The organism is Ideonella sp. A 288, from assembly GCF_002198735.1.
Classification (GTDB): Bacteria; Pseudomonadota; Gammaproteobacteria; order Burkholderiales; family Burkholderiaceae_C; genus Pseudaquabacterium.
On the sequence record NZ_MWLO01000080.1, the window covers coordinates 1 to 19161 of the forward strand.

At 69.0% G+C, this 19161-nt stretch carries 18 protein-coding genes and 1 pseudogene; 14 read left to right on the forward strand and 5 right to left on the reverse strand.

Going from position 1 to position 19161, the window contains the following annotated elements; translation table 11 throughout:
* Nucleotides 1–348: 348 nt before the first annotated feature.
* Both EOINJALH_RS06805 and EOINJALH_RS31090 read right to left on the reverse strand, forming a co-directional pair.
* On the reverse strand, nt 349–1275 hold the full coding sequence (locus EOINJALH_RS06805; protein WP_088279594.1) for a hypothetical protein: 927 nt from the start codon (nt 1273–1275) through the stop codon (nt 349–351).
* Between the two features lie 19 nt (nt 1276–1294).
* Complete coding sequence (locus tag EOINJALH_RS31090; protein WP_144289893.1) at nt 1295–1612, reverse strand: hypothetical protein; 318 nt, start codon at nt 1610–1612, stop codon at nt 1295–1297.
* A 179-nt stretch (nt 1613–1791) separates the two neighbouring features.
* Between EOINJALH_RS31090 and EOINJALH_RS06810 the strand changes: the two genes are divergently transcribed.
* From EOINJALH_RS06810 to EOINJALH_RS06835, 7 genes and pseudogenes are all read left to right on the forward strand, one after another.
* Nucleotides 1792–2397, forward strand: coding sequence for a hypothetical protein (locus EOINJALH_RS06810; RefSeq protein WP_144289894.1), 606 nt, complete (start codon nt 1792–1794; stop codon nt 2395–2397).
* Between the two features lie 166 nt (nt 2398–2563).
* Nucleotides 2564–2620, forward strand: a pseudogene (locus EOINJALH_RS32570) (hypothetical protein); the annotation flags it as partial.
* A 43-nt stretch (nt 2621–2663) separates the two neighbouring features.
* A complete protein-coding gene (locus EOINJALH_RS32575; RefSeq protein WP_234413697.1) occupies nt 2664–2813 on the forward strand; it encodes a hypothetical protein in 150 nt (49 codons plus the stop codon).
* 378 nt (nt 2814–3191) lie between these two features.
* On the forward strand, nt 3192–6947 hold the full coding sequence (locus EOINJALH_RS06820) for a hypothetical protein (protein ID WP_088279597.1): 3756 nt from the start codon (nt 3192–3194) through the stop codon (nt 6945–6947).
* Nucleotides 6944–7360, forward strand: coding sequence for a hypothetical protein (locus EOINJALH_RS31095; RefSeq protein WP_144289895.1), 417 nt, complete (start codon nt 6944–6946; stop codon nt 7358–7360). The genes EOINJALH_RS06820 and EOINJALH_RS31095 overlap by 4 nt, the downstream gene beginning before the upstream one ends.
* Entirely contained in the window at nt 7348–8247 is a 900-nt protein-coding gene (locus EOINJALH_RS06825; protein ID WP_144289896.1) for a hypothetical protein, read from the forward strand. Before EOINJALH_RS31095 ends, EOINJALH_RS06825 begins: the two co-directional genes overlap by 13 nt.
* Before the next feature lie 728 nt (nt 8248–8975).
* Nucleotides 8976–9872: a hypothetical protein gene (locus tag EOINJALH_RS06835; RefSeq protein WP_088279600.1), complete on the forward strand. Its 897-nt coding sequence runs from the start codon at nt 8976–8978 to the stop codon at nt 9870–9872.
* A gap of 660 nt (nt 9873–10532) precedes the next feature.
* Here EOINJALH_RS06835 and EOINJALH_RS06840 read toward each other — a convergent pair.
* Both EOINJALH_RS06840 and EOINJALH_RS06845 read right to left on the reverse strand, forming a co-directional pair.
* A complete protein-coding gene (locus tag EOINJALH_RS06840) occupies nt 10533–11516 on the reverse strand; it encodes a quinone oxidoreductase (RefSeq protein WP_088279601.1) in 984 nt (327 codons plus the stop codon).
* A 116-nt stretch (nt 11517–11632) separates the two neighbouring features.
* Nucleotides 11633–13045, reverse strand: a complete 1413-nt coding sequence (locus tag EOINJALH_RS06845) for a 1-acyl-sn-glycerol-3-phosphate acyltransferase (RefSeq protein WP_088279602.1) — start codon at nt 13043–13045, stop codon at nt 11633–11635.
* Nucleotides 13046–13143: 98 nt separating this feature from the next.
* Here EOINJALH_RS06845 and EOINJALH_RS06850 point away from each other — a divergent pair, with 98 nt between their 5' ends.
* The 6 genes from EOINJALH_RS06850 to EOINJALH_RS06875 all read left to right on the forward strand — a co-directional run bounded on the left by EOINJALH_RS06850 (nt 13144) and on the right by EOINJALH_RS06875 (nt 17484).
* On the forward strand, nt 13144–14067 hold the full coding sequence (locus EOINJALH_RS06850) for a DMT family transporter (RefSeq protein WP_088279603.1): 924 nt from the start codon (nt 13144–13146) through the stop codon (nt 14065–14067).
* 17 nt (nt 14068–14084) lie between these two features.
* Entirely contained in the window at nt 14085–14399 is a 315-nt protein-coding gene (locus tag EOINJALH_RS06855; protein ID WP_088279618.1) for a hypothetical protein, read from the forward strand.
* Between the two features lie 10 nt (nt 14400–14409).
* Nucleotides 14410–15054, forward strand: coding sequence for a nitroreductase family protein (locus EOINJALH_RS06860; RefSeq protein WP_088279604.1), 645 nt, complete (start codon nt 14410–14412; stop codon nt 15052–15054).
* 64 nt (nt 15055–15118) lie between these two features.
* The gene (locus tag EOINJALH_RS06865; RefSeq protein WP_088279605.1) at nt 15119–16054 is read left to right on the forward strand and encodes a nitronate monooxygenase family protein; all 936 of its coding nucleotides are present in this window, start codon (nt 15119–15121) and stop codon (nt 16052–16054) included.
* 47 nt (nt 16055–16101) lie between these two features.
* Nucleotides 16102–16866 (forward strand): SDR family oxidoreductase, encoded by a 765-nt coding sequence (locus EOINJALH_RS06870; protein WP_088279606.1) that lies wholly within the window; start codon nt 16102–16104, stop codon nt 16864–16866.
* A 6-nt stretch (nt 16867–16872) separates the two neighbouring features.
* On the forward strand, nt 16873–17484 hold the full coding sequence (locus EOINJALH_RS06875) for a histidine phosphatase family protein (RefSeq protein WP_088279607.1): 612 nt from the start codon (nt 16873–16875) through the stop codon (nt 17482–17484).
* A 40-nt stretch (nt 17485–17524) separates the two neighbouring features.
* On the opposite strand, the gene asd is transcribed toward EOINJALH_RS06875, so the two are convergent.
* Nucleotides 17525–18379, reverse strand: coding sequence for an archaetidylserine decarboxylase (gene asd, locus EOINJALH_RS06880; protein ID WP_088279608.1), 855 nt, complete (start codon nt 18377–18379; stop codon nt 17525–17527).
* A gap of 195 nt (nt 18380–18574) precedes the next feature.
* Between asd and EOINJALH_RS06885 the strand changes: the two genes are divergently transcribed.
* Nucleotides 18575–19093: a GyrI-like domain-containing protein gene (locus EOINJALH_RS06885; RefSeq protein ID WP_158219673.1), complete on the forward strand. Its 519-nt coding sequence runs from the start codon at nt 18575–18577 to the stop codon at nt 19091–19093.
* Nucleotides 19094–19161: the final 68 nt, after the last annotated feature.

Here is a 19161-nt window from a genome sequence, read left to right on the forward strand (position 1 = left end):
CTGTTGGTACTGCTTTGTCTTGGCCATGTGCACACCTTACGCTGCTGGGTGTTGCACTTCAGATTTGAGGCCGCCGATCTAAAGAAGTTCCGCGCCGCGGTAGCCCAGTTGCAACGGCACAGCGGGAACGACGAGCTTGACGGAGAAATTCTCATCTAGATTTCGGGAGCTGCCACGTCGACCGGCGGCTCCCTCAGCTCCGCCCCTTGTGAGACGAACGTGAGGCGGCGGGCAGCATCCCGTCGGTACGGCAGTGCGCCCGCGTCCTGTTTTCGTCGAAGAGCACATCTCCGCACCGCCCTTGTCTCACGCTCTTCGGCGCCCCGACGCATCGCGACGCATCGAACATCATTGGGACAAGACTTTGAACTTGCTCGTCGAGAACATCACGGCGAGCGATCCTCGCCGTGCGCTGCTGGGGTCATTGGTCCATCCGGCCGAGATTCCCAGGCTCAACGGTGCATTCGGCGTGCCCATCGTGAGCAGGTAAATGGGCACCTCGATCCCGGTCACCTGATCAGTCGTATTGCGGCTGATGGAAACCGACATCCCCGTGCCCGGCGCATCAAACGCCCGGGCGTACTGCAGCGTAACCACGTTGGAAACCGACTTGGCCGGTGCCCCGATCGGTCCGTTGACGCACTCGACCGGCGCCGCCGACGTCGCTACCGGGCACAGCATGCGACTCTTGGAGTCCTTGAACACCGACTGTCGACTGAGCCTCAGGTACGCGGCATTCGCACCGTCGTTGCCGAACGTGAACCCGGCATAGCCGTCCACGCTGTGCGACGAACGCGTGTCGGACGACTTGACCAGGGTGGTGCCGTCATACCAGGAGTAGTTCTGCGGTCCGCCCTTCGCCGACACGCCGAACAGTGCGGTAGTGGGTTCGAACATGACGATCGTGCCCACGGACATGCCCAACGTATAGCTGCGAGCCAGGCCATCGAGGGAACCCAACGTCGTGACTTCGCTTCCTTTCGGCTGCGGCACGGCGACATCGATGGAGACGAACGTGGCATCTCCCGTGATTCCCCGACCCGGGTTGCTTCCAAAGTGGTTGATGTCGATGCTGCAGTCCACCGCCGAAGTGCCCGCGGCCGCACGAATTTCGCAGGACGGACGGGCCGGGGTCTTGCCCGCGTTGCCGGGCACATCCACGAGGGCTTTCATGTTCTTCTTGGCATCCTGCGCACTTGCACCTGTGGAGGCGACCGCCAGCACTGCAGCAATCATCAGCACGGCGGCACCGAGCGACGAGCGTGAGGTTCTCATGATTCGATCTCCCGTGACATCAGGTTTGGAGGGTGTAGGGCTGCTGGCCCGCGGGCGGATTGGTGCTCGTTACTCGCGTCTTCCCGCCTGGCATGACGACCTTGAGCGGTGGCTCGTACTTCGCCCAATTCTGGCCAACGCTTTCGTAGATCTCGACCGTGGCCTCGTCGCCGGGATTTCCCCGGAAGTCCCATTCGATGGTCAACTCGACGCCGCTGGGCACCTCCGAGGGCTGCGATGCGTCCTTCGAGATGAACACGCGTTTGCCGTTGACGACGATCCAGACAACCGATATACGCGTCGGCGAGTCATTGGCGGAAGCCACGATCCTGGCCATGTAGATCTCCTACTGTGAAGGTGGCGCAGTATTCCGGGACGCAGGTCAGGCGTCATCACTACACATCAGTAGTCCCGCGCTTGGCGCGGCCCGGGAGCGGAGCCCAACCGGGTCTCAGGAGTGACTCGACGATGTGAGGACAGACGCGTGTCTCGCCAGCGCTTCACTCGGGTTGAGATTTGTCCAGTCGTCGTCGTCCCGCACGGCGCGAAGGAGCCTCCAACAACCGCGACAAGAACTTCACCAATCACGCGCTGCAGGCCCGGATGCAGCAATTGGAAGAGAGCATTGCGCGCTACCTCGACGAACTCGACCGTGCGGATCGTCAACCCGCCGCGGTGCTGCCCAGCCGGGTGACTCACCTCAAGGAGAAAATCGCCAAGGTCAAGGAGCAGATGAGGGCGCTGGGAGAGATCGGCAAGCAGGTCAAGGCTAGCGCCAACCAGCAGATCTCGCTGACCGACCCCGACGCACGCTCGACGGCCACCAGCGGACGCGGCACCGGCACGGTGGGCTACAACGTGCAGACCGCCGTGGATACCAAGTACCACATGATCTTTGCGCACGAGGTGACCAACGTCGGACACGACCGGTCGCAGCTCTCGAACATGGCGGCCAAGGCTCAGGAAGCTACGCAAGCGCCGGACATGATCGCACTGGCCGACCGCGCCTACTACGAGGGCCACGAGATCCGTCAATGCGCACGAAGAGGCGGGCATCGCCACGCTGGTGCCCAAGCCGCTGACTTCCAACAGCAAGGCCGAGGGGCGCTTCGACAAACGTGACTTCACGTACGACGCGGACAAGAACGAGTACCGCTGCCCGGCAGGCCAGATCGCCATCCATCGGTTCACCGCCGAGGAGCGCGGCAAGACGATGCACAAATATTGGCCCTAAGCCTGTCCGAACTGCCCACTCAAGAGCCAGTGCACGACTGGCGACTACCGACGTATCAGCCGCTGGGAACACGAGGGCGTGCTGGAGGTAGTGCAGCAGAGGCTGGATGAAGCACCGGCCGAGGTCGCTAGGTTGCGCCGACAGACCGTGGAGCATGTGTTCGCTCAAGGCCTGGATGGGGTCGACGCGCTTCCTGACCAAGACGCTGCCGAAGGTGCGCACCGAGATGAGTCTGCAGGTCTTGGCCTACAACCTGAAGCGAGCGATGAAGATCCTAGGAACTGCGAAGTTGATGGCGCGATGAGGGCTTGAGGGCGGTGAAAGGAAGAACTGGGCTCAATCTCAGCGTCGGAGACGCGCATTCAAACTAACCAAGACTGCGACGCGGCTCGCGTACAGCGCAGGTGCTCGCGCTTCAGAGTTTCCACACGGCCTTGGTCGGGAGCCGCGCATCGAATGCGGCCTTCGGCGATGACCGGACGGTGGTGACCGCAGCTTCCAGCAGCGCGTCTCCAACGAGGCGCCTACGCGCAGAATCGGGTGGCTATTGGGCCGTGGCCATGGCCACGGCGCTGGTACCGGCACGGCTCTTTAGGCCGCCGCAAAGTGGCTGACAATCCCCAACACAGTGGATGCATGGCCGCTGACGCGACTGCAAGATGCCCTTCAGAGGGGGACAGCGATGTTCGACTTCATGAAGCAAAAGGCGGCACCACAAGCCGTCGATGTCGAGGCTGTGCTGAAGGGCGAATTTCAGTATCTCGCTGGCCCGCTGTGGGTCGACGATGCCAGCCGGCCGCTGGGCGAGGTCTTCGCTCGCATCCACGCACTTCCGGCCGAGCAGCGTCCGTCAGCGCTGTGCCTCTCCGGTGGCGGCATCCGCAGCGCGACCTTCAGCCTCGGGGTGCTTCAGTCGCTGGCCCGCAGCGGTCGGCTGGCCGGCTTCCACTACCTGTCGACCGTGTCCGGCGGTGGCTACATCGGCAGTTGGTTGAGCAACTGGCTGCGTGTCGAAAAGTGGAATTGGGAGAAAGTGCGCCGCAAGCTCGCGGATGGCACAGCGCAGCCGCCGCCGGCAGCCCCACCGCCCCCGCCGGCCCCGGGAGGGGCGACTGAAAGTGCCGAGGACTCGGCGGCCGAACCACGCGCACAGGATGCCGACGCAAGCGCCCACGATCCGGTAACCCGCCTGCGTGCGTACAGCAACTTTCTGAGCCCGGTCATCGGGCTGTCGAGCGACTCGCTCAGCCTGGCCGCGATCTTCCTGCGCAACCTCCTGCTCAACTGGTTGGTCTGGGTGCCGCTGCTGGCGGCCGCGGTGGCGGCGCCGCGTTTTTATCTGGCGCTGTTGTCGTCGCCCCCTGAAAGCCCTCTCGCGCCGGTGATCGCGCTGACTGCCTTGTCGGCTGCACTCATCGTCGCCGGCATCGCCTACGTTGTGGCCGACCTGCCAGGCAAGCTCCCGGACGAAAGCTCAGCGAATGCCTTCGACGACGTCAAGAGCTGGTTCGCCTTCGCCTGCTTCGCACCGGTTACCGTGGCCGCGGTGACATTCAGCATCGTTGGCGCCTGGGCAGCCACTTTCCGCGACATCGCGTGGCACTGGTTCACGCTGGCGGGCATCGGCGCGCACCTTGCCGGCATCGGCGTCGGGCTGTTTTGGCGCCACCGCCGCAAGCTGCCGCTGCGTCAGGGCGGTCGCAACTGGTTCGGATTCGGGATGGTGCTGGCCAGTGGTGGCGCCGGTGGGCTGCTGCTCTGGCTTGCGCTGCAGCACACTGGCTTGCCCGCTGACGCAGCCGACGACCGGCGGCTGCTTTACGCCGCGGTCGCCGTGCCGGCCATGCTGGGCGCCTTCTGGCTAGCCATGACGCTGTATGCCGGCCTGGCCGGCCGCGTCACCGACGAAGACGACCGCGAGTGGTGGGCGCGGGCCACCGCATGGTGGCTGTACGCCAGCCTGGCATGGATGGTGGCATTCGCCATCGTGATCTACCTGCCGCTGCTGCTGCTGGACAACTTTGCGGCCAGCCTACCCACGGGTGCGCAGATCGGGGTCGGCGGTGGCCTGCTGGGGGTGCTGACGAGCGCCATCGGCTACTGGAGCAAGAACGGCGCCGATCTGAAGAAGCGCGCCGACGGGCTGTTGCAGAAGTCCGGCCTGCGCGTGCTCGACATCATGGCCCTGCTGGTAGTGCTGGCCGCCGTCGTCGGCCTGAACCTGGGCTGGAGCGCGGCACTCGAGCATTGCCATCGGTGGATGCCCAAGGTGTGCGAGGCTGACCTGCGCGCCGAGAGCGACTACCTGCGCAGCGAGTCGATGTTGGCAGCGCTGCCGGTCGCCAAACCCGCCGGCGTGGCCGCGACGCCGGCCGCGGAGCCGGCCGCCGCCGCGCTGCGCGGCAACGAATCGCGGGCCTACGAACATGTGTTGCTCAACGCCGACTGGCGGGCGGTGTTGCTTGCCATCGTCCTGCTTGCGCTGGTCGGCGCCGGGATGTCGCGGCTGATCGGTGCCAACACGTTCTCGCTGCACGGGATGTACGGCAACCGGCTGGTTCGCGCCTACCTCGGCGCTGCGCGCGCTCGCCGCCACCCGCACTGGTTCACCGGCTTCGACCCTGAAGACAACTGCCGACTGGCCGAGTGTTCTGGTCCCTGGTGCGGCGACCATCCGCCGCGCCTGTTTCATGTCGTCAACATGGCGTTGAACCTGGTGCGGCCGTCTAACCGCCGGCTCGCCTGGCAACAACGCAAGGCGGCTTCCTTCATTGCTACCCCGCGGCATTGCGGCGCCGCCGGCATCGGCTTCGTGCCCACGGAGGCGTACGCCGGCGCCCAGGGCATGTCGCTCGGTCGCGCGTTGACGATCTCCGGCGCCGCCGCATCGCCTAACATGGGCTACCACAGCTCAGCGCTGGTGACGCTGGTGATGGCGATCTTCAACGTGCGACTCGGCTGGTGGCTGCCGAATCCCGGACCCGCCGGTGCCCAGCGCTGGTCCGAGGACGGGCCGCGCACTGGGCTGAGCGCGATGCTCGACGAGGCCCTCGGCCGAACTACCGATGACCGCGACTCCGTCTATCTGTCGGACGGCGGGCATTTCGAGAACCTCGGCGTCTACGAGATGGTGCGGCGGCGCTGCCACCGCATCGTGGTCGTCGACGCGACCTGCGACGGTGAATTCCAGTACACCGACCTGCTCGACGCGGTGCGCAAGATTCGCGTTGACCTGGGCATACCCGTGGACCTACCGCCGTTGCTGCCCGGCCCCGATCGCCGCACCAAGCATGCGCGGCGCATCGTGGCCCGGATCCGCTATTCGGCGTGCGACGGTAATCCGCCTGACAGCGACGGGGTACTGATCCTGCTGAAGCCTCGCCTGCTGCCCGAAGATCCACCGGACGTGTCGCAGTACGCTGATTCCAGCAGGCGCGTCGGCAGTGCGTTTCCCCATCAGAGCACGGCCGACCAGTTCTTCGACGAAAGCCAGTTCGAGAGCTACCGCGTGCTGGGCATGGTCACCGCGGAGGCCGCGTTTCCCGGCGCGCCGGAGCAGTGGCCCGACCTAGACCCGATGTCACTAGAGCCTACAACAGCCGGGTCGGTGGACGGGAAGTGCGCCTGCAAGTTCCCGGTCGGCGCGGCAGGGGTAGGCGCTGTTGGCGGCCTCGGTGAAGTGATCCACAATTTCGGCACTGGCGCGGCACTGGTTGCGGCGCTCACCGTCGGCGGGACGCTGGGTGTTGCGGGCACGGTTGCGCTGGCACCTGGCGAGGTGTCGTTGTCGTCGACAGACCGCGCGCTGTTGAAGGATGGTCTGTCGATCCGCCTGGCAGCGCCCGATCTGCGCCTCACCGAAGGCGACCGGGCACTCTTGTCCGGCCTGGGCGGCGGTGTGCCCGTAGGTCCTGACTGGCGTGGACCGACCCTGGCGCTGGAAAACGCCGCGGCTCGGTTGAGCGAGGCCGCAAGCGCGCTGCAGGGCTCAGGTTCAGGCACCCGCGGTGGCGGGTCGGTTGCTGGCGGCGCTGGTGGTCCGGGCAGTCCGGGTGGAACAGGTGGAACGGGTGGCTCCGGCGGATCAGGTCAAACCGGTGGAACGGGCGGCCCGGGCGGTCCCACGACCGCTTCAGATCAGCGGCTGACGTGGGCAGTGGAGGGGCTAACTGTGGCGCTGCAGGACATGGGTCGCAAACTGCCGACCGCCGGCAACCTCCCAGGTCCCGGACTGGAGTCGGGGATGAACCGGCTGAACCTGCAGGTCGAATCGCTGGCGCAGGCGTTGGCATCAGCCCATACCGACGGCCGCGGCAGCAGCGCTGCCATGAGCGCGATCCTGAGTGACATCCGCCAGGCGCTGGCCGATCTGAAGGTAGCCGTCGAAACCGCTGGACCGCGCCGCAACGTGCGCGGCCTGGATGGAGGCTCGCGATGAGCGTCGCCGTCCGCTGGGCCGCGCTGTCGGCTGCGCTGGCCCTCTGCGGATGCCAGAGTTGCCCGCCGTACCGCGCTGGCTGGTATCTCAACGACGCACCGCCCGCGGCGCCCACAGTTTTTCTGGCGCTGCTGCACGAAGGCCAGACGCCGACAACCGTCAAGCGTGTGATCCTGAACCCTGGAACCGAAGGCGCATCGGGTTGGTCGCTCGGGCTGAACCGGACCTTGCCTACAGGCGGCCTGTTGCTGCTGCCGGCAAGCTCTTTTGAAAGCGATGGCGGACCTTTCGGCATCTGCCAACTGCCGGTCGCCGTCCGCATCGAATGCACGGCCGGAACGCGCCAGTTCCCCGTCACGGGAACCTTGCCGAACTATTTGCACGACGGCTGGCTGCAGGCGTGTTCGCGATGAAAGCGGGTTGCCGCGCTTTGCTTGTCATCGCCTGTGCGCTGGCCGCGCCCCTTGCCATGGCGCAGCGCAGCGCACCGGAGGTGAAGGAATCTCAGCAGCGCTTCGAATCCAGCGCCGCTGGCTGGCGCAAGAGTGCGATGCGCAGCCCTGGTTTGTCCCGGGCCGAAATCGACTCCCTCAACGACATTCGCTTTGTATACGAACGTTCGCCTTTGCCGAAGGTGACTTCGCTGCACCGCTTCGGCGAGCGGAAGGTCGTGGTCAGCGATGGATTGATGTCGCTGGTCGAGGACTTGATCCGTGCCGATGCGATCAGCGCCGCGGCGCCGCCGACGCAGGCCGCCGACAGGCGCAACTGCTTCGCGGCGTTCAGTCGTTTGGCGTTGCGGGTCGCGCGTGAAAACGCGCGCCTCGCTATGCAGGACAGGCGGGCGCGGCTGCGGGCGGTGCCGCGCTTGTCGGCTTGGCTCGAGGGCAGGGTCATCGACGGGTGCCGCGGCGTCGAAGCGGCGGACCTGACCCGGCCGGCGATCGAAGAGGCGGTCGCCGTCGGAACCGATGCGTCGCTAGTCTGGTTGCTAGCTCGCCAGTCGGCGCTGCACTTGCTGCCGGGAGCTAACATGGACACGACTTGCGCCAGTGAACTTGACCGGGCCGCGGTACAGCGTGCCGCTGCAATTGGCATCGACGTCCTGCGCGCTTATCCGGCGGTGTTGGCACATGCCGTACTGTTAGACCAGGCTCCAAGTGCAGCGACCCCCGCAGCCACATGTCAGCTGGCGCGCCAACGGCTTGCCAGTTTTTTCCAGCACGCTGCTCCTATGGCTGCGGGATCCGAATTTGCGGCGCTCCAGTCGCGTGCGCTGGCGGCATGGCCTGACCAGTAAGACCTCGTGCGACTGTGCTGATGAAATTCGACGTCTTCGGATGTCGCATCATCAATTCGAGCGTGTCGCGAGCGGCGGCTTTGAGACACCGAGAGCGAAGCAGCGGATGTCGCAGTAGGGTCGGCAGCGCCAGTTCGGCGCAGTGCACAGCAGTCAGTCGCCGGGTCCCGGCCGAGCGGGCTCTGCACAACCGGTGGCCTTCCGGGCTTCGGTCATGGCTCTGATCGAAGCCTTCAAGCCTCAGGGCGCGCGCGGCGGACTCCCTCGAGCACGATCAATCTCCTAAGTCGCGATACCCAAGGCGCAGTGCCCAAGCCATGGCGCTGTAGGTCTGTCCAGTTGGTACCGGGCGTCGGTTCGCATGCTCGTCTCATATGCCGAGATGAAGCACGCTTCTACGACGTTGAAGTCTTCGTGCATGCTCTGCCCCGTGCCTTGGAGTCGGAGGAATCGTGCGTGCCAATTACTGGTTTGTCGTACTTGTAGCAGTGTCTGCTGCCCTATGCTGGACGTCGCCAGCTCTCTCGCAGGGCGCCTCATCCACTTCTTCGGCACGAAGCGCCAACGCTCCTGCGTTGCCAGCCTCACCTGCTGCGGCTTCGTCAGCCGCTTCAAGTGCGCTAGCCGCAGCCTCTTCGGCCTCATCCGCCGCGCAGTCGCTTGCATCGACAAACAGAGCTGACGGCCTGCTCTTCGTTGAGCTCGCCAAGGCACTAGGCTGGCCCCTCGTGGCCCTTATCGTCGCGATAGCGTTTCGCCAAGCGCTCACGGGCTTTCTGGGCGCGATCGGGGGTCGGGTCAGCAAGGTGTCTGCATTCAACGTCTCGATCGATCTCGCGGCCGCCAAAGCGCCAGCTGCTACCCCGCTGCTCGATGAGATCAAGTCGTCAACGGACCAGGCGCAGGTGTCGGACTCGACGCGGTCGATGATCGAACAGGCGCAGTCCACGGTACCTGCGGACTACGCCGTCATTCAACTGGGAACGGGCGATGAGTGGCTGACCTCGCGCCTGTACATCGCTGCCGTTCTCATGGAACGCATGCGGGGAGCAAAGGTCCTCGTGTTCGTGGAGAGGGCCGCTGGCGTAGAGCGCCGATTCGTTGCCGTTGCGAACATCCGCCAACTGCGCTGGCAGCTCGCAACCAAGTACCCATGGCTTGAGTCCGCACTCGTCCGCGCGCTTAACGCTCAGATGGGTGGCCAGGACCCCAGGACGGCGCAGATGGCATGGGTCACGAACGATACCGGCGCTCTAGAGCCCTACCAAGCGCAGAATCTCGTGAGGCAGTTCGTGGATCAACTGCAGGAGAAGCAACTGCCTCCGCCCACGGGACTGCCCGTTCCTCCCGACTGGGTTCAACTTCCCACCTATCGCGAACGTGCCTCCTGGATCACCCACGCGCTCCTGAGGCAGTTCGTCCCGGACGCTGCATTCAATGCATCCATAACGACTCGCGACGACGACACGCGAGCCAAGCGGTCTCGCGCACTCCTTCGCTGCCGCTCAGACTTCGTTGCCGTCGTTGGAGAGGACGGTCGCTTTCTCAGCCTCCTGAATCGCGACAAGTACCTGGAAGAGGTTGCAGCGCACGTGGGAGAGGAACAGGAGAAGACACAGGCTTGACGCAAGCGCGCCGGCCAGCGAACCTGCCCAGCGTGTCAGCACCAAACCAAGAAGACCGCGAAGTGATTACGCCTGAGACGGCGCACCCAGCGCCGTCTCACCCCTCGGAGGCCGGGACGGGCAAAAAAGTCGGGCGCCATCGGACGTCCCGCTGGGGCTGCCGGCCGATTGCTTGTCCGCTGTGTCCCCCGAGGGCGCGAGCCCAAACGGTCTCAAGCCGTGCGCCGCGCCTCAAGCGCCCTTTGTGCCGCCTGCCGATGTGTGCCCTCGGCGGTGGACCCGCGAACAGGTGCCTGGCTGCGGGTCCGACCGGCAGCTTCTGGGCGGTGAGTTCAGGGCCGCGGATGTCGGTTCTGGGTCGATAGCAGGCCGAGGCCAACAAGATTGGCCTGCCACAAAGCTGTCGTCGCTCGCAGCGCAGCGTGAGCAGCGGGCCACCGGAGATGACATCGCCGGGATCACGCCCCACGTGATCGCAGCCGCACCGTTCGACCACACCGGCAGGCGCGGCTGGGTCAGTCGCAGGAACTTGCGCCCGCCAATCGCAATCTTGTGGCGCGAGTCGCAACTACTTCGGCGGCATCCGTCAGCCCTCGGGCGTGAAATCGCCCTCGCGCCTTCGCCAGGCGTGCCAGGCCTTCCGGCCTGGCACGTCCGGGCTCAGGGCAGCAGGATGCTGCAGCCCGTGGTGTTGCGGGCCTCGAGCTCGCGGTGCGCCCGGGCCACCTCGGCCAGCGGGTAGCGCTGGTCGATGCGGATCTTCACCGCGCCGCTCTGCACCACCGCGAACAGGTCGTCGGCCATGGCCTGCGTGGCCTCGCGCGTCGCGATGTGGCTGAACAGCGTGGCCCGCGTGATGTACAGCGACCCCTTGGCGCCGAGGATGCCGGGCGCGAACGGCGGCACCGGGCCCGAGGCATTGCCGAAGCTGGCCAGCAGGCCGAAGGGCCGCAGCACGTCGAGCGAGCCCTCGAAGGTGTCCTTGCCCACCGAGTCGTAGACCACTTTCACGCCCGCGCCGCCGGTGATGGCCTTGACGCGCTCGACGAAGTTCTCGGTGCGGTAGTTGATGGCGTGGGCTGCCCCGTGCTCCAGTGCGAGCTGGCACTTGGCATCGCTGCCGGCGGTGGCGATGAGCTGCAGGCCCAGGGCCTTGGCCCACTGGCAGGCGATCAGGCCGACGCCGCCGGCCGCGGCATGCCACAGCACGTGGTCGCCGGCCTGCAGGCCACCCTGCGGCAGCGTCTTCTTGAGCAGGTACTGCGCGGTCAGGCCCTTGAGCATCATCGCCGCGCCGGTCTCGAACGAGATGGCCTCGGGCAGCCGGCACACCGTCTTGGCCGGCATCACCCGCGACTGGCTGTAGCTGCCGGGCGGGTTGCTGGCGTAGGCCGCGCGGTCGCCCGCCTTCAGGTGCGTGACGCCCTCGCCCACCGCCTCGACGATGCCCGCGCCTTCCATGCCCAGCGACAGCGGCAGCTTGTTGGGGTACAGGCCCGTGCGCTGGTACACGTCGATGAAGTTCAGGCCGATGGCCTGGTGGCGGATGCGGATCTCGCCCGGGCCCGGGTCGCCCACCGGCAGGTCCACGAGCTGCAGCACCTCGGGGCCGCCGAACTGGCTGATCTGGATGGTCTGGGACATGGCGAAAGGCTCCTCGTTGTGGTGTGGAATTCGGGCCGCAAGCGTAGTCGAATTCGGCCGGCGCTGCCGGCGCGGGCCCGCGGGTGGCACGGCCTGCCCCGATGCCCGGTGCGGCGTCAGGCGGCGGCTTGCGGCACCAGGTGCCCGATCGAGTTGGCGTAGTAGCCGACCAGCGGCCCCTCGCCCTCGCGCACCCGGTACAGGCCCGAAGACTCGTCGACCAGGCGGCGCAGGCGCAGCATGCGCAGGCCGGCGTCGATGGCGTAGTCCCAGTCGCCGCGCGGAAGGTACAGGCGCGCGCCGCCGGCCTCGAGCAGGCGCACCAGGTCACCGGCCCGGGCCTTGATGTCGAGCACGCTCAGCGGCCCCGGCGCGCGCTGCAGCACCAGCGCCACCAGCGGCACCGGCAGCACCGGGATCAGCCGGCCCACCTCGTCCATCAGGTGGCGGCCGAGCGCGGCCACCTCGGCCTGCCGCGCGGCCTTGGGCAGGTGGTCGAAGTCGACCCCCCGCGCGGCCGACCAGGCCCGCACCGACACCGGCGTGCCGAAGTTGACGCAGGCGTAGCCCAGCCGGTACCAGCGGTTGCGCAGCATCAGCCAGGCCTGGTGCGCCGCGAAGGCCAGCGTGCGGCCGGCGGCCTTCAAGCCGCCGGCCGGGCGGGCGTTCGCGTCGGCGCTGTGCAGCTGAGTGCGGTCCTCGAGCACGCGGTCGTAGTTCAGGCCCAGCGGCACGAACACCAGGTCGCGCTCGCCCTGGGTGTGGAAGCCGCGCAGCATGTAGTCGAGCACGCCGAAGCGCGGCTCGCGCATGAAGCCGTCGCGGGTCAACCCGCCCTCGGGGTAGACGGCCTGGGTGACGCCGGCCTCGGTGGCCATCGCGATGTAGCGCTCGAGCACGCGACGGTACAGCTCGTCCTTCGAGTTGCGCCGCACGAAGTAGGCGCCCATCGCGCGGATCAGCTGCTGCAGGCCCCACACCCGCGCCCACTCGCCCACCGCATAGGACAGTGCGGCGCGCTCGGCGGCCAGGTACGACGCGACGATGTAGTCCATGTTGCTGCGGTGGTTCATCACGAACACCACCGTGGCATCGGGCGGGATTGCATTGAGCCCGGCCTCGTCGGTGGCGCCGATGCGCACGCGGTACAGGCTCTGCGAGATGCGCTTGGCCAGCCAGTAGCCGATGCGGAAGTACACGTAGGCATTGAAGGCCGGCACGATCTCGCGCGCGTAGCGCTGCACCTGGTCCAGCGCCACCTCGCGCGGCATGCCGCGCGCGTCGGCAAAGGCCTGCGCGGCCTGCTGCACCTTGTCGTCGAAGATCAGCCGGTCGATCAGCGCCTGCCGGCGCACCCGCTGGAACGGCCGGATGTGGATCTTCAGCCGCCGGCCGACCTCGTTGAGCACCTTGTCGGCACGGCTGCGCACGAACCAGCGCGCGGTCGGCATCAGCAGCCGGTCGAGCACGGCCCACAGCGCCAGGGCGCCGGCCAGCAGGGCCAGCCACAGCGGGACGGTGACGGTCACCTCGTGTCTCCTCGGGCCGTCTGCCGCGGCCGATGGGGTGTGCAGCCGATGGTACGCGCGCCGGGCCGGTGCGCGACAGCCCCCACAATCGGTGCACGATGCGCCCTTCACCCCGCCTGGCCGTGCTGCTGACCGTGCCGCCGCTGCTGTGGGCGGGCAACGCGGTGATCGGCCGACTGGCCATCGGCAGCATGCCGCCGCTCACCTTGAACGCCGCCCGCTGGGCGCTGGCGCTGGCACTGCTGCTGCCGCTGGGCTGGCGCGTGATGGGCTCGACCGAGCGGCGTGCGCAGGCCCTGGCACGCTGGCCCTACCTGGCGACGATCGCGCTGCTGGGCGTGGGCGCCTACAACGCGCTGCAGTACCTGGCGCTGCGCACCTCGACCCCGCTGAACGTCACGCTGATCGCGTCGAGCACGCCGCTGTGGACGCTGGCCATCGGCGCGCTCTTCTTTGGCGAGCGGCCGCGCGGACGGCAGGTGGCCGGCGCGCTGCTGTCGCTGGTGGGCGTGGCCGTGGTGCTGTCGCGCGGCCGGCTCGACACACTGCTGGCCGTGCAGTTCGTGATCGGCGACCTTCTGATGCTGGTGGCCGCCGCCGGCTGGGCCTTCTACAGCTGGATGCTGGTACGGCCGCCCGCGCACATGCAGGGCGCGGCGCGGCCCGACTGGACCTGGGCCGAGTTCCTGTGCCTGCAGATGGCGCTGGGCCTGGGCTGGGCCACCGCCGGCGCGGCGCTGCTGGAATGGTGGTGGCCGGTCACGCCGGTGGTGGTGCAGTGGAGCCCGTGGCTGTTGGCCGCGCTGGCCTACGTGGCCATCGGCCCGTCGCTGCTGGCCTACCGGCTGTGGGGCCTGGGCGTGGCCGAGGCCGGCCCGGCCATGGCCACCATCTTCGCCAACCTCACGCCGCTGTTCGCCGCGCTGCTGTCGGCCGCCGTGCTGGGCGACTGGCCCCAGGGCTACCATGCGCTGGCGTTCGCGCTGATCGTGGCCGGCATCGTGTGGCCGGCCCGGCGCTGACGCCCATGCCCCGACCGATGCGCCGCCTCACCCTCGCCCCCAACCTCGCGATCGCCACCCTGTGGGCCGACGTGATGCGCGGCGCCGGCCTGTCGGTCACCGTGCAGCGGGCCTTCGCCAGCGGCATCGCCGGCCAGATCCCGCCCGACCAGGCCGGGCCCGAGCTGTGGCTCAGCGACGAGTCCGAATGGCCGCAGGCCCTGCGCCTGCTGCACGAACTGCAGCACCCGCCCGAACGGCGCTGGGCCTGCCCCGGCTGCGGCGAGGTGATCGACGGCCCGTTCGACACCTGCTGGCAATGCGGCGCCGAGGCGCCCCGCACCACGCGCTGAGGGGCCGGCCATGCCGACCGACGAACCCGCCCCGCCCGCCGACACCGAGCTCGGCGACCTGGCCCTGGCGCTGATCGGCTCGCGCTTCTCGGTGGCGCCGAAGCGCCTGCTGGCGCCCGGCCCCACGCCGGCGCAGCTGCAGCAGCTGGTGGAGGCCGCGGCCAGCGCCCCCGACCACCACGACCTGCACCCGTGGCGGCTGGTGCGCATCGGCGACACCCAGCGCGAGCGCCTGGCCGCCGTGTTCGAGGCCTGCTCGCGCGAGCGCCTGCCGCCGCCCAGCGAGACCGACGTGGCCCGCGCCCGCGCCAAGGCCTTCCGCGCGCCGACGCTGCTGCTGGCCGTGATGCGCCGCCAGCCCGAAGACCCCGAGGTGCCCGACGCCGAGCGTGCCGTGACGCTGGGCGCCGCGCTGATGGCCATGCTGCTGGCCGCTCATGGCATGGGTTATGGCGCGATGCTCACCAGCGGCCGCTCGGTGCGCACCGAGCGCTTCGCCCGCGCCCTGCGGCTGGCCAGCGACGAGCAGGCGGTGTGCTTCATCTCGATCGGCACGCCCACCGACGTGCAGAGCCGGCCGCGCCCGTCGGCCCACGAACTGCTGACCGACTGGGCGCCCGAGGGGCCGCCCGACGCGGGCGCCGCCCGCGGATGAGGGCTTGCCCGCCCCTGGCACCTAGGCGACTGCCGGCCCCCAGGCTTGCCTCGACACTGCGCCGATGAACCGATTCCTCGCCCACACCGGGGTGCGCCACCCCATCGTCCAGGCGCCGATGGGCTGGATCGCCCGCCGCGCGCTGGCCGGCGCCGTCTCTCGGGCCGGCGGCCTGGGCATCGTCGAAACCTCGTCGGGCGACACCGCCGCCTGCCAGGCCGAGGTGGCGGCGATGCGCGAGGCCGGCCTGCCCTTCGGCGTGAACCTGCCGATCCGCTTCCTGAAGGACGAGGCGATGCTGCGCTTCGTCTGCAACAGCGGCGTGCGCTTCGTCACCACGTCGGCCGGCAGCCCGGCCAAGTTCGTCGCGCCGCTGCACGACGCCGGCATCGTGGTCTACCACGCCGTGCCCACGCTCGACGCCGCGCTGAAATGCGTGGACGCCGGCGTCGACGGCCTGGTGGTCGAGGGCGCCGAGGGTGGTGGCTTCAAGAACCCCGAGGAGGTGTCGACGCTGGTGCTGCTGCAGGCCATCCGTGAGCGCGTCAACCTGCCGCTGGTGGCGGCCGGCGGCATCGTCGACGGGCGCGGCATGGCCGCCGCCTTCGCGCTGGGCGCCGAGGCCATCCAGATGGGCACGCGCTTCGTCGCCAGCCTCGAGAGCCCGGTGCACGAGCACTACAAGGCGGCCATCGTGGCCGCCGACACCACCGGCACCTGGGTGCTGAACAAGGCCGCGACGCCCTGCATCCGCGCGCTGAAGTCCAACTTCACGCGGCCGATGCACGACAGCGGCCGGCTCACGCCCGACGCCTTCGCCGGCCTGCAGCAGGTGTACTTCGGCGGCGACATGGACGCCGCGCCGGCCTTGGCCGGGCAGAGCGCGGGGCTGATCCACACGGTGAAGTCGGTGCAGCAGATCATCGACGACACGGTGGCCGAGTTCCATGCCATCGCCCGGCGCATGGGCGCGATGGCCGCTGCGGCACACTTCGGCTGATGGTCGGGCAGCCCGCCCGCCGGCCCGGATGCATTGAGGAGACATCGATGACCAAGCTGTTCTCACTGGAAGGCCGTTCGGCACTGATCACCGGCGGCTCGCGCGGCATCGGCAGGATGATCGCCGCCGGCTACCTGCGGCAAGGCGCGCGCGTGTACATCTCGGCGCGCAAGGCCGCGGCCTGCGACGCCACCGCGGCCGAGCTGTCGGCGCTGGGGCGCTGCGTGTCGCTGCCGGCCGACGTGTCCACCGCCGCGGGCATCGAGGGCCTGGTGGCCGACTACCTCGAGCACGAGTCGTCGCTCGACATCCTGGTCAACAACGCCGGGGCGGCCTGGGGCGCGCCGTTCGACGAGTTCCCCGAGAGCGGCTGGGACAAGGTGGTCGACCTGAACATGAAGACGCCCTTCTTCCTGACCCAGGCGCTGCATGGCCTGCTGGTGGCCGGCGCCCGCGATCGGCCGGCCAAGGTGATCAACATCGCCTCGATCGACGGCCAGAGCGTCAACCCGATGGAAACCTACCCCTACGCCGCCAGCAAGGCCGGGCTGATCCACCTGACCAAGCGCATGGCGTTGCGGCTCATCCACGACAACATCGTCGTCAGCGGCATCGCCCCGGGCGCGTTCGCCAGCGACATGAACCGCGACGCCCGCGACCACGCCGACACGGTGGCCGAGCGCATCCCGTCCAAGCGCATCGGCAGCGACGAGGACATGGCCGGCGCCGCCATCTACCTGGCCTCGCGCGCCGGCGACTACGTGGTGGGCCACACCCTCACGGTCGACGGCGGCGTGAACCTCGCGCGTTGAGCGGCCATGCTGCACCTGGTCCGCCACGGCGAGACGCCGCTCAACGTCGCCCGCGTGCTGCAGCCGGCCGACACGCCCTTGTCCGAGCGCGGCCGCGCCCAGGCCCTGGCCATCGCCCAGCGGCTGGTGCCGATGGGCCTGGCCGGCATCGTCAGCAGCGACCTGCCGCGCGCGCGGCAGACGGCGCAGGCCATCGCCGACGCCTGCGGCCTGGCCATCGAGACCTCGCCGCTGCTGCAGGAGCGCAACTTCGGCGACCTGCGCGGCCAGCCCTACGACGCCCTGGGCTTCGACCCGCTGGTGCTCACCGGCGAGCCACCGGGCGGCGAATCGGTGGCCACCTTCGAGGCCCGCGTGCGGCGCGCGTGGCAGCACGTGCTGCAGCGGCAGGCCGCCATCGGCGGGCCGATCGCCGTGGTCAGCCACGGGCTGGTGCTGCGCGCCTGGCTGCAGCCCGACCGCGTCGACCTGGGCGCGCAGGTGCTGCCCGACCAGGTGGCGAACACCTCGCTCAGCAGCGTCGAGCCGCATCCGCCGCACCGCGTGCTCACGCTGGCCTGCGCCCTGCACCTGCGCGGCACGGCGGGGCACGATGGCCGCAGCCTGGTGGGCGGCTGATCTGGCGGCTGGTCGGCCGCAGGCCGCCGCACCCGCGCGCTCAGCGCAGGTCGGCCATCACCTCGCCCACCCGGATCGGCCGGGTCGGCTGCCAGAGGGCGTTGAAGGTCAGCCGCCCCGACGCCGGTTTCGGCCACAGCATCACCACGGTCGAGCCCAGCAGGAAACGGCCCATCTCGGCGCCCTGGTCCAGGTGGATGGGCCGGTCGTCGTAGTGCCACTGGCGCACGTCGGCCGGGCGCTTGGCGTTGACCACGCCGTGCCACACGGTGGCCATGCTGCCGACGATGGTGGCCCCCACCAGCACCAGCACGAACGGGCCGTGCGGCGTGTCGAAGCAGCACACCACGCGCTCGTTGCGCGCGAACAGGCCGGGCACGCCGCGCGCCGTGGTCGGGTTCACCGAGAACAGCTCGCCGGGCACGTGGATCATCCGCGTCAGGCGACCGCTGCAGGGCATGTGGATGCGGTGGTAATCGCGCGGGCTCAGGTACAGCGTGGCGAAGTGGCCGCCGTCGAAGGGCTCGGCCAGCTCGCGGCTGCCGCCCACCAGCGCGGCGGTGCTGTAGCGGTGGCCCTTGGCCTGGAAGACCTGGTCGTGCTCGATGGCGCCGAACTGGCTGATCGCGCCGTCGACCGGGCAAATCCAGGTGGCCTGCGCCAGCGGCCGTGCGCCCGGCTTCAGGGCCCGCGTGAAGAACTCGTTGAACGTGGGGTACGCGGCCGGGTCGGGGTTGGCGGCCTCGGCCATGTCGACGCCGTAGCGGCGGATGAACCAGCGGATCACGCCGGTCGTCGTCGCTCCACCGGCATGGGACGCCAGCTTGCCGGCCAGTTGGGTGAGCGCCTGCTTGGGCAACAGGTACTGCGGCAGGACGGCGAGGCGGTCGGACACGGTGGGCGGTGGTGGTGGGGTCGGCAGGCGGCCAGTGTATCGGCCGGCGTCGGCGCGCCCGCGTGGGCCGGGCGACGGATCGGCCGGCGCGCGCCGCGCAGACCGGCCAGCACAATGTCGCAGGACCCGGCCGCCCGGCCACGCCCTGCGCGCAGGGCACCGGCAAGGCGCCGCCGCCAGAAGGAGATGTTCACGATGACACCCACCCGCTTCACCGAACTGCCGCCCGGCCTGGTCGCGCTGACGGCCACCGCACGCGGCATGATCGACCACAACCTGTCCCGCGCGGCGCGCATGGCCTACGGCGAGCTGTTGCCCACGGTGGCAAAGGCCGGGCTGATGGACCAGGTGCGCAGCTGCATCGCGCTGATGCCCGACGAGCCGCAGGCGCCGGACGACCCGGCCTGCCGCTTCGTCGCCGGCGTGGTGTTCGGCTTCGACCTGGTCAGCCGCGCCGGCCGCTGCGCGCAGCCCGAGCTGCCGCTGTCGGGCTCGCTGGCCTGGTGGCCGGTGGCCGAGGGCCGCTATGCGGTGTTCACCCACCTCGGCCCGTACACCGAACTGCACCGCTGCTGGAACAGCGTCCATCGCGGCTGGCTGCCGGCCTCCGGCGAGGCACTGCGCGACGCGCCACCGATGGAGCTGACGCTCAACGACCCCGGCGACACGCCGCCCGAGAAGCTGCACACCGAGCTCTGGCTCCCGCTCCGCTGACGGCCGCCGCCCTACGCCTCGAGGCCGCAGCGGCGCGGGGCACTTGCTCGCACCGTTAAGGTGTTAGC